The sequence below is a fragment of the Nonlabens ulvanivorans genome (genome assembly GCF_032922765.1).
In the GTDB taxonomy this organism is placed as follows: Bacteria; Bacteroidota; Bacteroidia; order Flavobacteriales; family Flavobacteriaceae; genus Nonlabens; species Nonlabens ulvanivorans.
On sequence record NZ_CP136694.1, the window covers coordinates 2,832,120 to 2,847,612 of the forward strand.

At 34.7% G+C, this 15,493-nt stretch carries 13 protein-coding genes; 5 read left to right on the forward strand and 8 right to left on the reverse strand.

Features of this window, described 5'->3' with window-relative positions; translation table 11 throughout:
• Positions 1-5: 5 nt before the first annotated feature.
• Positions 6-596: a carboxymuconolactone decarboxylase family protein gene (locus R1T42_RS12815; protein ID WP_317290597.1), complete on the reverse strand. Its 591-nt coding sequence runs from the start codon at positions 594-596 to the stop codon at positions 6-8.
• A gap of 97 nt (positions 597-693) precedes the next feature.
• Between R1T42_RS12815 and recJ the strand changes: the two genes are divergently transcribed.
• Positions 694-2,391 carry a single-stranded-DNA-specific exonuclease RecJ gene (recJ, locus tag R1T42_RS12820; protein ID WP_317290598.1) on the forward strand — a complete coding sequence of 566 codons (1,698 nt, stop codon included), beginning with the start codon at positions 694-696 and terminating at the stop codon, positions 2,389-2,391.
• On the opposite strand, the gene R1T42_RS12825 is transcribed toward recJ, so the two are convergent.
• The 3 genes from R1T42_RS12825 to R1T42_RS12835 all read right to left on the reverse strand — a co-directional run bounded on the left by R1T42_RS12825 (position 2,388) and on the right by R1T42_RS12835 (position 5,610).
• Complete coding sequence (locus tag R1T42_RS12825; protein WP_317290599.1) at positions 2,388-2,786, reverse strand: response regulator; 399 nt, start codon at positions 2,784-2,786, stop codon at positions 2,388-2,390. The genes recJ and R1T42_RS12825 overlap by 4 nt on opposite strands.
• Before the next feature lie 122 nt (positions 2,787-2,908).
• Positions 2,909-4,750 carry a PAS domain-containing sensor histidine kinase gene (locus R1T42_RS12830; RefSeq protein ID WP_317290600.1) on the reverse strand — a complete coding sequence of 614 codons (1,842 nt, stop codon included), beginning with the start codon at positions 4,748-4,750 and terminating at the stop codon, positions 2,909-2,911.
• 107 nt (positions 4,751-4,857) lie between these two features.
• Positions 4,858-5,610, reverse strand: coding sequence for a UDP-2,3-diacylglucosamine diphosphatase (locus tag R1T42_RS12835; protein ID WP_042295264.1), 753 nt, complete (start codon positions 5,608-5,610; stop codon positions 4,858-4,860).
• Between the two features lie 232 nt (positions 5,611-5,842).
• On the opposite strand from R1T42_RS12835, the gene R1T42_RS12840 reads away from it, so the two are divergent.
• From R1T42_RS12840 to R1T42_RS12855, 4 genes are all read left to right on the forward strand, one after another.
• Complete coding sequence (locus R1T42_RS12840) at positions 5,843-6,979, forward strand: ATP-binding protein (RefSeq protein WP_317290601.1); 1,137 nt, start codon at positions 5,843-5,845, stop codon at positions 6,977-6,979.
• Positions 6,976-7,722 carry a metallophosphoesterase family protein gene (locus R1T42_RS12845; protein ID WP_317290602.1) on the forward strand — a complete coding sequence of 249 codons (747 nt, stop codon included), beginning with the start codon at positions 6,976-6,978 and terminating at the stop codon, positions 7,720-7,722. Before R1T42_RS12840 ends, R1T42_RS12845 begins: the two co-directional genes overlap by 4 nt.
• 179 nt (positions 7,723-7,901) lie before the next feature.
• On the forward strand, positions 7,902-9,038 hold the full coding sequence (locus R1T42_RS12850; RefSeq protein WP_036582864.1) for an SPFH domain-containing protein: 1,137 nt from the start codon (positions 7,902-7,904) through the stop codon (positions 9,036-9,038).
• A gap of 107 nt (positions 9,039-9,145) precedes the next feature.
• Positions 9,146-10,249 carry a DNA helicase PriA gene (locus tag R1T42_RS12855; protein ID WP_317290603.1) on the forward strand — a complete coding sequence of 368 codons (1,104 nt, stop codon included), beginning with the start codon at positions 9,146-9,148 and terminating at the stop codon, positions 10,247-10,249.
• A gap of 71 nt (positions 10,250-10,320) precedes the next feature.
• On the opposite strand, the gene R1T42_RS12860 is transcribed toward R1T42_RS12855, so the two are convergent.
• The 4 genes from R1T42_RS12860 to amaB all read right to left on the reverse strand — a co-directional run bounded on the left by R1T42_RS12860 (position 10,321) and on the right by amaB (position 15,487).
• Entirely contained in the window at positions 10,321-10,974 is a 654-nt protein-coding gene (locus tag R1T42_RS12860) for a helix-hairpin-helix domain-containing protein (protein ID WP_317290604.1), read from the reverse strand.
• A 20-nt stretch (positions 10,975-10,994) separates the two neighbouring features.
• Positions 10,995-11,951, reverse strand: a complete 957-nt coding sequence (locus R1T42_RS12865; protein ID WP_317290605.1) for an OmpA family protein — start codon at positions 11,949-11,951, stop codon at positions 10,995-10,997.
• A gap of 205 nt (positions 11,952-12,156) precedes the next feature.
• Complete coding sequence (locus tag R1T42_RS12870; RefSeq protein WP_317290606.1) at positions 12,157-13,803, reverse strand: hypothetical protein; 1,647 nt, start codon at positions 13,801-13,803, stop codon at positions 12,157-12,159.
• A 130-nt stretch (positions 13,804-13,933) separates the two neighbouring features.
• Positions 13,934-15,487, reverse strand: a complete 1,554-nt coding sequence (gene amaB / locus R1T42_RS12875) for an L-piperidine-6-carboxylate dehydrogenase (RefSeq protein ID WP_317290607.1) — start codon at positions 15,485-15,487, stop codon at positions 13,934-13,936.
• Between the last annotated feature and the right edge of the window lie 6 nt (positions 15,488-15,493).

Consider the following 15,493-nt stretch of genomic DNA (forward strand, 5'->3'; position numbering starts at 1 on the left):
GGAGACTAAACGTGTTTCCCTACTTCAAAACCATGTTTACCTAGATACTGATCACCACTATCTATAGCATCTTGTTCTAGGGTTGTTCCCATAGAATCGTTCCATCTATTAAGATAACCGAATAAAGAAATTACACCTAGCATTTCTACAATCTCTCCATCATCCCAATGTTGGTGTAATCGATCTTGTATATCTTGATTTACGGCATTAGGCACTTGACTAGCGGCTAGTGAGAAATCTAGCGCAGCACGTTCAGCATCATTAAAAGCTGCATGCGTGCGGTATTCCCATATGTTATCAAGTTGTTCTTGCTCTGCTCCATAACGTTCTGCAGCTCTTATGGCGTGCGCTTGACAATATCTGCAACCTGTTGCATTACTAGAAACCCAAGCAATCATACGTTTTAAAGCGCTGGTCACACGACCTTCATTTGCCATAACTGCTTTATTAAGATTGATAAATGCTTTTGAGATTGCTGGTCTGCGCTGCATGGTCAGTACAGAATTAGGACAAAAACCTAAGGTTTCATTAAAAAAGGCAGCTAGTTCACGTGTTTCAGGATCATGACTAGCGTCTAATGGAGTTACTAATGGCATATTAAAAATTGTAAGTTCTAGGGCAAGTTAATAATTATCTATCACAGAAATTGTGATACTAAGAACCAAATCATATTTTGGTATTACATTTGAAACTATGCGCTGGACCTTAAAACCTCAACCCGATATAGCAACACAAGAGAAACTGGCTCAAGAGCTAGGTATAGACTCTTTTCTTGCTGGTTTGCTGGTGCAACGTGGTGTGGACGCTTTCGCGAAAGCGAAATCCTTTTTCAGACCAGATCTTAATGAATTACATGATCCTTTTTTAATGAAGGATATGGATGTGGCTGTAAAACGCATCCAAAAAGCCATAGGGAACAATGAGAATATATTAGTTTATGGGGATTATGACGTTGACGGAACTACTAGTGTTGCATTAATGTCTACCTTTTTATTGAGTTTTTATGATCGAGTAGCTACTTACATACCAGATCGATATGGTGAAGGTTATGGAGTGAGTTATCAAGGAATAGATTTTGCCGCAGATAATGATTTTTCTCTAATTATAGCACTGGATTGTGGTGTGAAAGCTATTGATAAAGTTGCTTATGCAAGTGAAAAAGGCATTGATTTTATAATTTGTGACCACCATAGACCTGGAAAGCAATTACCAGCGGCTGTTGCTGTTCTAGACCCGAAGCGTAATGATTGTTCTTATCCATTTGATGAGTTGTGTGGTTGTGGTGTTGGATTTAAATTGTGTCAGGCGCTGGTAGAGGCAAATGATTGGGATTTTGATATTTTAATTCCGTATTTAGATTTAGTTGCTACGGCTATAGGTGCAGATATAGTTCCTATAGTAGATGAAAATAGAATATTAGCTTATCACGGATTGAATGTGATTAATACGAGCCCACGTGCTGGTTTTAAAGCAATCATTCATCAATTAAAGAAAGATACTTTAACAATCACTGATGTTGTTTTTATTATAGCACCACGCATCAATGCGGCTGGTAGAATGAAACACGCTCTACATGCGGTGGAGTTAATGGTGACTGATGATTTTAAAGAGGCACAACGTATTGCCGCAGAAATTGAAGAGTATAATGCAGATAGACGAGAGGCAGATCAGTCGATAACAGAAGAGGCAAAACAGCAAATTATTAATAATAAAGGGGAAGAACTTTTTACTACTGTAGTCTTTCAGGAAGACTGGCACAAAGGAGTTATAGGGATAGTTGCGTCTCGATTAATTGAAACTTATTACAGACCTACTCTAGTCTTTACAAAAAGCGGTGAGTATCTAGCAGCTAGCGCACGTAGTGTAAGCGGTTTTGATGTGTATAACGCGCTTGAGCAATGTAGTGAGTTTATAGAGCAGTTTGGTGGTCATAAATATGCTGCTGGTTTAACATTAAAACCTGAAAATTATCGGTCTTTTAAGGCTCGATTTGAAGAGGTAGTTTGTGCTACTATTGAAAAGCAACACCTAACACCAGAAATAAAAATTGATGCGGTATTACCACTGGGAAATATAACGCCGAAATTTTATCGAATTTTACAACAAATGGCACCATATGGGCCGAGTAATATGCGACCTGTTTTTATGACTGAAAAGGTTATGGATACAGGATATGGTAAGTGCGTAGGGAAATCAGAAGATCATTTAAAGATCAAAGTGGTAAAAAAACAGAATGACAGACATGCCATTGATGCTATAGGTTTTAATCTGGGTAAAAAGATTGACCTTATAAAAAACGATGACAAATTTGATATTGCTTATACCATTAGTGAGAACGAATGGAATGGTAATGTTACTTTACAATTAATGCTTAAAGATATTAAAGCTTAATAGTTGAGCATGTTTACCAGGTGATCTAATCTTAAAGGCTTTTTGTTTAAAGAGTAAAGAGGTGCTGTTTCAGCAAATTTTTTCAGATCTTTTTCTGAGTATTTTTCACTAGTCATGTGAAATTTCAAATTGAGTTTTCCTTTTTGTTCTATTATTTTATTAGATACTTTTTTAATTAATTTCCATCCATTTACAGCGTTCGTTTTATTCTCTGTAATGATATGAATAGAATCAGTTGAATCACTTTTATCCAGTTCTTCTAAACTTTCTAAGGCCTCTTTATTATTTGAAAAAACATGAATATCTTTTGATAATTCATTTAACTCTAGCATCGTTTTAATAACGTATGAGTCGATAGGATTATCATCTATGATCCAAATTTTAGAAGTCTTCATAATATTTTATTTTCAGAGATCTAAAGTTGCGATTTATTGATCAATGTGACTATAAATAAATTGAAGTAAGAATGAAAATCGTTAAAGAGTTTTATTTTAAGTTAAACTGTAGGAAATGGTAATTAAATTTTAATAGTGAAAGTACTGCCGATTCCTACTTCACTTCTTACAGAGATAGTGCCGCCCATGGCTTCAACTTGGTTTTTAGTCATAAATAATCCTAAGCCATTTGCATTCTCGTGATTATGAAAAGTCTTATACATTCCAAATATTTTCTCTTGATGTCTGGATAGATCTATACCTAATCCGTTGTCAGAAACACTTATCGTACATACCCCATTATCTTGTGTTGCGGTAATAATAATGGATAGAGATTTATTTAAATCTCTATATTTTATACTGTTGGTAATAAGGTTTGATAAAGCACTCTCTAAATATGCAGGAAAAGCATCAATTTTTAATTGATCTTCTATATCTAATGTTATTGAGTAATCGCTATTTAAAAGTTCTAACGATATACTACCTAATACTTTTTGTACAAACTCACATAATGAAATAGAATCAAAATTAATATGAGTGGTTTGTATAGAAACTACTTGATTAAGGTCTTCAATAGTTTGGTTTAGGTTGTCACTAGAGTTGTTGAGCATGGACATGATTTTAGATCTAATCTCTTCATCATCATTTTCTAAATAGAAATTTATTAACCCTTTAAAATTACTTGAGTGAGATCTTAAATTGTGAGATACTATGTAAGCAAAGTTTAATAGTCGATCATTCTTTTGCATGATTTCATCAATAAAAACTTTACGTTCCTGAGCAGCCTGTTTTTCTTTGGTAATATCAATGATTTGAATTACTAAGTTTTCTGGCTCGCCATATTCATCTTCTAGTACATTACAAATTGTTTGTGTATAAATAATGGATCCATCAGGTCCTTGAAACTTGATAGGTTGTTTGATGTGATCTCTTTTACGATTTAGTAATTTTTGTAACTTATCGAACCAAATGCAGAAGTCTTTCTTATCAATAAGCTCTTCAAACGATGAGTTTAACAAGTCTGCGTTATTGATTTTAGATATGGATACTAAGGCATTGTTTACATCTAGTAGCTGAAGAGTAGTTGCGTCCATAATAGCAACACCAACTTTTGAGTTTCTAAATAATTTTTGAAACTTCTCAGAATTTAATTTAGACTGATGTTCTTTCTTCTTACGATCACTAATGTCTTCAAATGTTCCATATTGTCGATGGCATACACCATCTACAAAATCACTTTGACCTATTGCTCTTACCCAAATTGAATTTCCTTTTGCGGTTATTAATTCTAATTCTAAATCATAGGACTCATTCTTAGTAAGAGAATTAATGAAGGCTTGTGTAATCTTATTTCTAGAGTCACCTTCTTTATAGAATAAAATTGCATTTGAGGCATCAGGTTGATAATCCTCTGGTAATTCATGTAGTGCCTTTGTTGCGCTAGACCAGTATAGTTCTCCATTAATATTGTTATAATGCCAGGTGCCAATGCTTGCTTTAGTACAGGCACTTAATAATATTCTATAATCTAACTGGTCTCGTTTTCTTAAGATTACTTGAGAGGTAATATCTTCACTTACGATAATCATTCCAGCAATTTCGTTATCATAGTCGTACCACGGTTTGACATTCCATTTAAGCCATTGCTCTGTGCCATCCTTTCTTGAAAACAATTCTTCATCACAGTATTCTTCAGCATCTTTTAAAACATTTTGAAGCTTTACTTTCCATTCTTTAGAAACTTCTGGAAATAAATCATAATGATGCATTCCTTTAATATCGGTGTATTGAAGTTTATAATCTTCGCACCATTTAGCAGAGTGCGCAACATAACGCAAATTGTTGTCTAAAAAAGCAACTGCAATAGGAGCTTGTATCAAAATGTTAATTTGATCTGTGATGTTTGTATTGTATTCTTGAGCCATGATTCAAATTTAGTTCAGAATCATGTTCAAATGCTTTTAATTAAGATGAATTACTTATAATAATTAAAAAACATCGATTAAGCGCATATTAAACAGGTTAGATGTGTTTATTCTTTCTTGAGTTGAAAAGTGTCTCCGTCAAAAACACCATACGTGTAATGATGAATCCAATCTCCTATATTGTAGTAAGTGCTATGATCACCTACAGGAATTTCCATGGGCATGTGTCGATGGCCAAAAATAAAGTAGTCGTAATGCTTTGTTTCTAATTTACGTTTGGCATATTGTGCTAGCCATTCATTTTCCTCTCCTAAGAATTTTGCATCCTCATCACCAGAGATTAGTTTGTTTTTAACTGAAAGATATCTAGCAATTCCGACTCCTATGTCAGGATGCAGCCATTTAAAGCACCATTGAAAAAAAGGACTTGTAAACACTTTTTTCATTCGTTTATAACCTTTATCACCTGGTCCTTTTCCATCACCATGTCCTATAAAGAACTTCTTGTCGTTAAATTCAAATGTTTTAGGTTCGTGATAAACTTTAATCCCTAGCTCATCTTCAAAATACCCAAACATCCATAAATCATGATTCCCTACAAAAAAGTAAATTGGGATACCACTGTCAGCGATCTCGGCAAGTTTTCCCAATACTCGTACTTGATTTTTAGGAACAACATGTTTGTATTCAAACCAGAAATCAAATAAGTCTCCTAATAAAAATATAGCTGCTGCATCTTTTTTAACCATATCTAACCAGTCTAGAAACTTACGTTCTCTAGGCTTACTTAACTCTTGAGTTGGAGCACCTAAATGATTATCGCTGGAAAAATAAATTTTTTTGCCTTGTGGTAATTGCATGTAGACAAAGATAGTATTCTTCACATGATTATAATTTTAATTCTATGAGGTTAGAATTCTTGTTTTTAAAAATGGACTATTATCTATAGATTCATTTAATCCTATTTAACTTATAGAATAATTGATCAGGATGTACAGTTTTATGTAATGTATTATTAATAACAAAATCACTTAACTTAAGTTTAATTGGATTTTCTACATATTATTTTCTTTTGAAACTATCTTAGGCCACATGATCAATAAACGACTTCTAATTAAAAACTTGCTCGCGCATAACGATGAGAACAGTTTCTATGATAAGAAGTTGAAATTAAACTTCAGTAATAAAGAAGGCAAAGCAAAGTTTCTGAAGCATATTTGCGCTTTGTCTAACTCAAACCCTGCAAATAATAGCTACATAGTCATAGGAATAGATGATGCCACTAACGAAATTATAGGTGTTGACTTTTATGATGATTCAAAATTGCAAAATCTTGTAAATGCTTATTTATATAATCCACCTATAATACAATATGAAAACATTCCTTTCCCACATTTACCTGTTGGTAAAGTAGTAGGGTTAGTGACGATTAGACCTCAAAATAGTATTACTTCTTTACGTAAGAACATCTGGAAATATTATGGTGGTGCAGTATTTTTTAGAGATGGTAGCATCTCTATGCCTAAGAATTTTGATATTTCAGTAAAAGATGTGAATTCAACTCTTGTAGCTCAAATAGAAAAACAAGCCAGCAATAATATAGAACTGACTTTAGATCGGGTTATGGAATTCATGGCTCATAAAAATCGCGGTCTAGAGGCGCATTATAAAGTTTTTAAAGAACAATTTGTACTATGCTGGTCCGGAAAACTAAAAAGTAAAAATGGTCAACAGTATTATTCAAGAGTAGACATCGAATTAGTTAATGAGCAAGTTAGATTGTTCTATAGTGCGTTAGATGAAGTTCAAATTAATTATGATAACGATAGTTTCAGTATTTTAGAGTTTGTAGAATTAGGAATCGGTAAGCAACAAAAATATCATCCTTTAGAACGTCAGATTTTCAGGTTTTCACCTAATGGTACTTACACACTGGAAACAAAAATTTTATTTAATCCACCTTACTATGATAGGCGCACGTTGCATCATATTTATAATACAAATCTGGCGTTATTATTCAAAATATCTAACGACTTAGCACTGTCAGAACAAGAGTTGGTAGATCTTAGAGCATTACCAGAGACGATGCTGATTTGCCATTTTAACAGCATAGGAGAACCTATCGATAAAATGAAATTACACAAATTAAAACTTAAAAAATATCCTGATACTTATGCAGCTTACAAAGAGGCTTTAAGAGTATTAAGAAAAGTAACATACAATTCATGAGAACTATAGCAATAGGAGATATCCACGGCGGTTACAAGGCGCTAGAGCAACTAATAGAAAAGATTGATTTACAAGAAAGAGATTTAGTAATATTTTTAGGTGATTATATAGATGGGTGGTCTCAAAGTTTTGAAGTCATTGAATTTTTAATTTCGCTCAAGCGAAAACGTATTCAAAACAATCAAAAAGCTCCTATTTATTTAAGAGGTAACCACGATGAGTTATTCTTAAATTACTTAAAAACTAAAACTCAAAACAGCATGTGGTTACACCATGGTGGCCAAAGTACCATAGATAGTTACAAAAATAGATCTTCTAAAGATTTTGAAAGACACGTTGAGTTTTTTGAAAAAGGATTAAAAAACTATTATGTCGATAAATCTAATAATGGCTTTTTTCATGCAGGCTTTCATAACTTAAAAGGGCCTGAATATGAATATTATGATAATATGCCTTATTGGGACCGTACACTTTGGGAGCTTGCATTATGTTTAGACCCTAACTTATCTATAGATGACGATCGGTATCCTAATAGGTTAAAGCTATATAAAGAGATCTTTATAGGTCATACACCAACATCTCGATTAGGTAAATTAGAACCTGTAAATGCTGTTAATGTTTGGAATATTGATACCGCTGCGGCATACAAAGGACCACTCACGGCATTATGTGTAGAAACCAAAGAAGTGTGGCAAAGTGATCCTGTACACACATTTTATCCTGAAGAAAGTGGGCGCAATTAGTAAAAAGTTTTTAAGTATCTATTCACGTAAACATTTATAGCAAAAACAAGCTTTATTAATAAGGCATATATTAATAGTCGGTGGGATCATTTAATGCTTTTCAAAAATACCTTTTGGCGCATGCAGATTCATCTAAAATTTTGCTAACTTGAAAAACCAATTTTAATACAGTAATTATCATGAGCATATTTGATAAAATAAAAGAAAAATTAAGTCACGAGTTTATAGATATAGTCGAGTGGCTGGACTATACTGATGATACCATTGCGCATCGCTTTGAACGTTACCAAAACGAAATAAAGAATGGTGCAAAACTTATCGTGCGAGAAGGACAGACAGCAGTCTTTATAAACGAAGGGCAACTAGCAGACGTTTTCACACCAGGAACCTATGATTTAACTACTCAAAACCTACCGATTCTTTCAACCTTAAAAGGATGGAAATATGGGTTTAACTCACCATTTAAGGCTGAGGTTTATTTTGTGAATACGCATTTATTTACTGATGAAAAATGGGGAACTAAAAACCCGATTACTTTAAATGATGATCGATTTGGTCTGGTAGAGATTAGAGCTTTCGGTACCTATGCATTTAAAATTGCTGATGCTGGAAAATTTATTGTCGATATCGTTGGAACAGATAACAATTTTACCAATTTTGAGATTAATGAGCATCTTAAAAGCTTAATAGCAACTCGATTTACAGATACTGTAGGAGAAGCAAATCTGCCTATTGAATTATATGCTGCAAATACCACTGAACTTTCAGAAACATGTCAAGCGGTAATGCAACCAGAATTTATGGGCGTAGGTATTTCTTTAGAACGTTTCTACATCGAGAATGTATCGATGCCAGAAGAACTTAAGAAAGAGATTTTTGAATACAGCCGTATTGATAAACTAGATCTAGACAAGCTTACTAAATTTAAAACTGCCAAAGCGATTGAAGCAGCTGCTGTTAATGAAGGAGGAACAGCCGGTGCTGGAATGGGTATGGGAATGGGATTTGTCCTTGCACAGCAAATGGGTGGTATGATGTCGCCACAAATGGGTGGACAGCAATCAATGCCACAACAACAGCAACAAGCTGCTCAAGTGCCGCCACCTATGCCACAAGCCACTCAGTACTATTATGCGCATAATGGTGCACAAGCTGGTCCAGTAGGCTATGCTCAATTACAATCTTTATTTGCCAGTCGTACGATTAACAAGGAAACTTTAATTTGGAAAGCTGGTATGGATGGCTGGAAACCATTAAATCAAGTAGAAGAGTTGAAAGGTTTTCTAGGCAGTAATACGCCACCACCATTGCCGTAATAGTATTTTTAGTTGGCATTTTTTAAACTGTCATTTAGCATGATATACGGTATTTGACAATTTGAATACACCATTTATTTAGTGATTATTTTTATTTAGAAATTCATTTGAACTCAACAAATACATCTTCGCAAACTTCAGAGCGTAAAAAGTCTTGTGTCAATTGTGGTGCAGAGCTTACCTATGAGCCCGGTACAGATTTGATAACCTGTGATTATTGTGGACATCAAGAAACGATTGAACAAAGTGAACAGCTTTTTCAAGAACTTGAGTTACATAAATATTTGCAAGAAATGGGTGCGCAATCGCATTCTATGGAAATATCAATGTTGCACTGTAAAAATTGTGGGGCAAACCAGCACATTGAAGAAAGCTATAAGTCATTGCATTGCGTTTACTGCACTATGCCACTTATTATTGAGGATAGTTATCAAGAAGATTGGATTGTGCCTGGAGCGGTTTTACCATTTAAACTAGATCAAAAAAAAGCACATCAGATTTTTAAGAAATGGGTCGATGGGTTATGGTGGGCACCTAATAATTTACAACGCGCTACTGTCAATCCAGAATTTACTAAAGGACTTTATGTCCCTTATTGGACCTTTGATGCTCAATTAGTTGCGGACTATGAAGGTCAACGAGGAGATTATTATTATGTTACCAAAACCGTAGGTTCTGGTAAAAATAAACGTACAGTTCAAGAACGTAGAACTAGCTGGTCACCTGCTGCGGGAACTATTAATGGTTTTGTTGATGACACACTTGTAAAAGCTACAAAACAACGTGGTAGTCAAATTCCTCGAGAAGTAAGCAACTGGAATCTCGATGGGTTAAAAAACTTTGATACTAAGTACCTAGCCGGTTATGTAACTGAAAAGTATACCATACCTCTCAGAGATGGTCATTTAGTGGCCAATAAAGAGGCAGAAAAGATAGCTCAGAATTGGATACGTCGTGACATTGGTGGTGACACTCAGCGTATAAGCGATATGGATATGCGACTATCAGAAGAGACGTTTAAGCATATTTTATTGCCAGTTTACATTAGTTCTTATAATTTTAATGGCACAAAATATAACTTCTTTGTAAATGGCCAGACTGGTGCTATTTATGGTAAACGACCTTATTCCTTCTGGAAAATTTTCCTCGCTATTCTCGCAGTGATTATTATTATCGTGCTTATTACTTTGGTAGCGCAGTATAGTGGTTAAATTGCTGGTATTAAGACTTAAAAAAAAGCCTAGTAAATATTTACTAGGCTTTTATTGTTTACACGATGGAATTACATGCGTCCACCTTTGTGTTCATCTTGCCATTTAGCTAGTTCTTTCCATTTACCGTCAAATGCCATACCTGCTTGTAAAGCCCAGCTCTCAGGATTGTGGATTTCAAACCTTTTACCACCTGAGTTAAGGACATTCCTTCTTTCTTCTATGCTAGATGTAGATAATGAATGCCATGTTTTGATATTATTGTTATGAAATAACTCTGCAATTTTAGGACCTATTCCTTCTACAGTCGTTAAGTCATCTGCTTTTATTTTTTTACCCATGGCGGTTTTTGCAGCTGCAGCATCAAAATTGAGAACTGCGACTCCTTGGCTTTTATGTAAATTATTTGATTCATTATTGCCTTCTTGAGCGGTGCCAGCAACAAATCCGGATGCCATTCCTGCAGTCATACCAGTGGTAGTAGAAACTTTTGCACTAACTGCAGCTTCTTTATCTTTAATACAATTGTCTAATCTGGTTTGACATGATTTTAAATCTGCTTTTAGATTATCATGAGCAGATTGTAATTGACGATTCTTATCAATCCATTCATCACAATTGTTTGTTACTACAGAATTTGATTTTCCCCAGTAGTAACCTATAATTCCTGCTATAATACCTGTAAGGAGTGGACATAGCCAGCACCATATATTTGAAATATCCATATTTATTTAATTTTTTGTTTTTATTTTAAAGTTACGACTACACGTCTATTTTGTTCTTTTCCTTCTTCTGTATCATTTGTAGCAATAGGTTCATCAGGTCCTTTACCACTAGACTCTATGCGAGAAGAATTAATTCCATTCTTGACTAAATAGGATTTAGCAAATTCTGCTCTTTTTGCACTTATGGTTGTATTTGTTGATCTTGACCCAGTATTATCAGTGTGACCTACAGATATTAAACTGGATTGAGGTCTTGCATCTAGATAGTGGACCATTTTTGATATTTTCTCGCGCTGCTCGGTGGATAAGTTTATCGTTGAAGCACCGGTTGCAAAATGAAGTACTAAAGGGTTTGCTCTAATATCTGCAGCAAGATTATCTAATTCATTTTCTAGTAAGGCTGCGCTCTTACCACTAGGAAAGTCACTCAAATGATAATTAACAGGTCCGTAAACTACTCCATTTCTCGTGACTAATTGATCAGATAGTTTGCCTTTAATTCCCATATGAGTTGTGTCATACCCTAATGAGGAAAGATAATTTTTTACATCATTTGCTCTTGCTTCTCCTAAGTTAGTGAAAGCAGAGTTGTTTTTCTCCTCAGAACTGTAAAGCCCAGTGATATTAAACTTTTGATCGGGATGTTTATCAAGGTAGGTTTTGATTTTTCCATAGCTCTTAACAACATCAGCCTCGATAGGTTCTAAATGTTTATAATCACTAATATTAAAGTTGAGGTGGTTGGTTGCTTCTTCTATTAGATTTCCGTCCTGATCTTTAAGCATTAAATAGCTAACAGCAGTTGCTGTAGTGCCTACGTTTTTGATCTGTTCCGTTTGCTCGATGACTACAGGTGCAGTTTTATCATTGTCTTTAGCATTGTCATTGCCCCAGCAATTACAGCACCATAGCATGTTAAGTAGCATACCTATAATTATGGTAAGCAGTATCCCTAAAGGATATTTAAGTTTTCCCATTTTAATTATTTGATTTTGATTATTCTCATTAAAGTTATGTTGATTTTAACAAAATCCGAATAATTTGCCCAAACAATAATTAATACTGGTTATTTAACGTTAAAAGTAAACGTTTTAAGGATTTATTTATGTTATGCTTTCGCGAAAGCGCATAAAAAAAGCCTAGTAACTAATTACTAGGCTTTTTATGAAATTTACATTAATACTATTTAGTAATCGTTAAGGTTCCTAGATGTGCACCTTCTTTATTAGATCCATATATTAAATATTTTCCAGCGCCCTTTTGATAGGTTACAGAAGGTCTAACTACTAACTGGTTTTTCTCATAGTCTGTAGGGTCAATACGTTCCATATCACCAGTAGAATCGTCAAAAGTGAAAATTACCGGTATCATTTTTTTAATGTTTCGTACTTTTCTAACGTCATCGATATCTGTAGTTCCTATGTTTTTAGGATCATCATTCACTAATAGGCTTAGTTTTCCATTTTCATATAATGCTACACTGCTTAAATATTCAGGTCCTTCACCTAGTATAGCTAGTGGGAATAATACTCCAACACCTACACTTACAGAACCATTTGTCATTCCGCCAGCGAGACCTATTGAAAATTGAGTTACAGTAACCTGTTGCTCTTTAGGTACTACATTACTCCAGTCCATAGTACCATCTTGATTTAAAGCGGTAACGATGATTTCATTTGTACTGTATGTAATAGGAGTAAAGGCTAGTGGACCTATACCAGATGTATTTCCTACATAAGTAGTGTACCATTCTGATAATACAATAACACCACCATTTTCTCTTTCAATAAGGTGTGTAATGCGATAAAATGGCTTTAAATCTTTTCCTTTTTTGGCGCGTCTTTCACCTATCAATTTAGTTTTGGTCTCAACACTGAATTCATTAAAAGTCTCCTTTACTACACTGTTATCACTGGTTTCAACGGCAACGTCGAAAATCCCTTCTAATCTCCAATCTGCTCGTCCACTTTTTCTAAGATTAGAATAGAACCCTATTAATTGTAATCTGCCATCTGCAGTATTAATTACATTACAGTTGAGTACTTTTTTACCTTTTAAATCGATGTCTATGTCTTCTTTAGCATACCCTTTTGAGGCATAGTAAGCATGAACAGTTAAGTTGGTCTCAGTTGTTTTTTTTGCCTTGTTACGGTAGCTATCGCTTACCACTACAAAAATGTCTCCTTTTTCATTTACCTCAAAATCGTCTAGACTAAACTCTAGATCTTTGCGATCTTTAAATTGTAAGTCTACGGCTTCATTATGTACCGCAGCAAGCGTCTTATCTAATAATGCGATTTCATATCTTAGTTTTTCATCTCTTTCAAAAATCCCTACGTGCATCACTAGGTAATTAACGCCATCATAGGAAGGTTCAAAAAAGAAAGCCCCTTTTTGTGATCTTTTAGGAACGTCTACAGCTAGAACTGTTTTAGGTTTACCTAAAACTAGCTTTTCATCAATAGAGTATGCTGCAAAAACACTTTTCTTTGCTTTTTTATCATAGTATGATCCAAAAAGAAAGACCTCACCATCAATAATAGCCAGGTCTTCTATGGTTACTTTACCTCCATTTATTTTATCAAACTTGATTTGTTTACTTTTTAAAAACTTGTTTGAGCCAGATTCAAATGTTTGTACATAGAACATTTTCTTTTGTCTCGCGAGTGTGTAGATGGTACCATTTTTTTCTCCAGCGATGTAAGTAACATCACCTTTTTTGGCAGTAATCTTTGGACCGAAATCCAGAGTTACATTTCCGACTTGCATTTGAGCATGAGCTTGAAAACTAATCACAGTGATTAGAAGGGTAAATAATAGTTTTTTCATTGGTTGGTTTTTATCAAGTTTGCAATATAAGCACTTCTTGTATATATTTTCTTTACTCTTTTGTAAAGCAAAAAAAAATCCGCTTAAGAATCACATCTCAAGCGGATTTTATATCTAAATAATATGATTTCTATAAATCAAATTTGATTCCTTGTGCCAGCGGTAACTCATCAGAGTAGTTGACCGTATTGGTTTGTCTACGCATATAAGCTTTCCAGGCATCACTACCAGACTCGCGGCCACCACCAGTCTCTTTTTCACCTCCAAAAGCACCGCCTATCTCAGCTCCAGAAGTTCCTATATTTACATTTGCAATACCACAATCAGAACCTGCAAATGATAAAAATTTCTCTGCTTCTTTCATCTCATTAGTCATAATAGCACTTGATAATCCTTGTGCTACACCATTTTGTTTTCCGATAGCGTTTTCTACGTCACCAGAATATTTCATTAAATATAAAATAGGAGCAAAGGTCTCATGTTGTACAATTTCAAAATGATTCTCTGCTTCTATGATAGCTGGTTTTACATAACAACCGCTTTCATATCCTTCACCTTCTAAAATGCCACCGTCGACTAGTACGTTTCCACCTTCAGCCTTTGCTTTCTCAATAGCTGCTAGATAAGTGTTTACTGAATCCTTATCAATTAATGGTCCTATGTGATTCTGTTCATCTAGTGGGTTTCCTATAGTTAACTGACCGTATGCTCCAACGATTGCATCACGTACTTTATCATAAACAGATTCATGGATAATCAATCTTCTTGTAGAAGTACAACGCTGTCCACAAGTTCCTACAGCACCAAATACAGCACCTGGTACAACTACTTTTAAATCTGCAGTAGGTGTGATGATAATAGCATTATTACCACCTAATTCTAGTAAAGATTTTCCAAAACGTTGAGCAACAGTTGCTCCTACGATTCTTCCCATTCTAGTAGATCCTGTAGCAGATATTAATGGAATTCTAGAATCTGTAGTCATCATTTCACCTACTTTATAATCTCCATTAATGATACATGAAATACCTTCAGGTAAATCATTTTCTTTTAAGATATCTGCAATAATGTTTTGACAGGCTACTGAGCATAATGGTGCTTTTTCACTAGCTTTCCACACACATACATCTCCACAAATCCATGCTAGAGCTGTGTTCCATGCCCAAACGGCTACTGGAAAATTGAAAGCTGATATGATACCAACTATACCTATAGGGTGCCATTGTTCTCTCATCACGTGTCCAGGTCTTTCCGAAGGGATAACTTGACCATTAAGTTGTCTCGATAAACCTACTGCAAAATCACAGATGTCGATCATTTCCTGAACCTCACCATAACCTTCTTGTAAAGATTTCCCCATCTCATAAGAAACCAATTTCCCTAGAGGTTCTTTAAGGTCTCTTAGTTTATTACCAAATTGTCTAACTATTTCTCCACGTTGTGGAGCTGGCATAGCTCTGAAAGATATAAAAGCCGCTTGAGCTTTATCCATGACTTTATCATAGTCTGCTTGTGTAGTAGTGGTAACTTTACCTATTAACTGACCATCTACAGGTGAGTATGATGAGATCTCTGGTCCACTACCAAAGTTGTCACTTCCTGTAGAAGTTCCATGGTTTACATCTTTAATACCTAGTTGTTTGAGAGCCTCATCCATTCCGAAGCTGTTTGCAATATTTGACATATCTGT

Bases quoted from the DNA above. Each gene is read 5' to 3' on its own strand.
- R1T42_RS12815 (WP_317290597.1), bottom strand. From the start codon at position 596: ATGCCATTAGTAACTCCATTAGACGCTAGTCATGATCCTGAAACACGT.
- recJ (WP_317290598.1), top strand. From the start codon at position 694: ATGCGCTGGACCTTAAAACCTCAACCCGATATAGCAACACAAGAGAAA.
- R1T42_RS12825 (WP_317290599.1), bottom strand. From the start codon at position 2,786: ATGAAGACTTCTAAAATTTGGATCATAGATGATAATCCTATCGACTCA.
- R1T42_RS12830 (WP_317290600.1), bottom strand. From the start codon at position 4,750: ATGGCTCAAGAATACAATACAAACATCACAGATCAAATTAACATTTTG.
- R1T42_RS12835 (WP_042295264.1), bottom strand. From the start codon at position 5,610: ATGCAATTACCACAAGGCAAAAAAATTTATTTTTCCAGCGATAATCAT.
- R1T42_RS12840 (WP_317290601.1), top strand. From the start codon at position 5,843: ATGATCAATAAACGACTTCTAATTAAAAACTTGCTCGCGCATAACGAT.
- R1T42_RS12845 (WP_317290602.1), top strand. From the start codon at position 6,976: ATGAGAACTATAGCAATAGGAGATATCCACGGCGGTTACAAGGCGCTA.
- R1T42_RS12850 (WP_036582864.1), top strand. From the start codon at position 7,902: ATGAGCATATTTGATAAAATAAAAGAAAAATTAAGTCACGAGTTTATA.
- R1T42_RS12860 (WP_317290604.1), bottom strand. From the start codon at position 10,974: ATGGATATTTCAAATATATGGTGCTGGCTATGTCCACTCCTTACAGGT.
- R1T42_RS12865 (WP_317290605.1), bottom strand. From the start codon at position 11,951: ATGGGAAAACTTAAATATCCTTTAGGGATACTGCTTACCATAATTATA.
- R1T42_RS12870 (WP_317290606.1), bottom strand. From the start codon at position 13,803: ATGAAAAAACTATTATTTACCCTTCTAATCACTGTGATTAGTTTTCAA.
- amaB (WP_317290607.1), bottom strand. From the start codon at position 15,487: ATGTCAAATATTGCAAACAGCTTCGGAATGGATGAGGCTCTCAAACAA.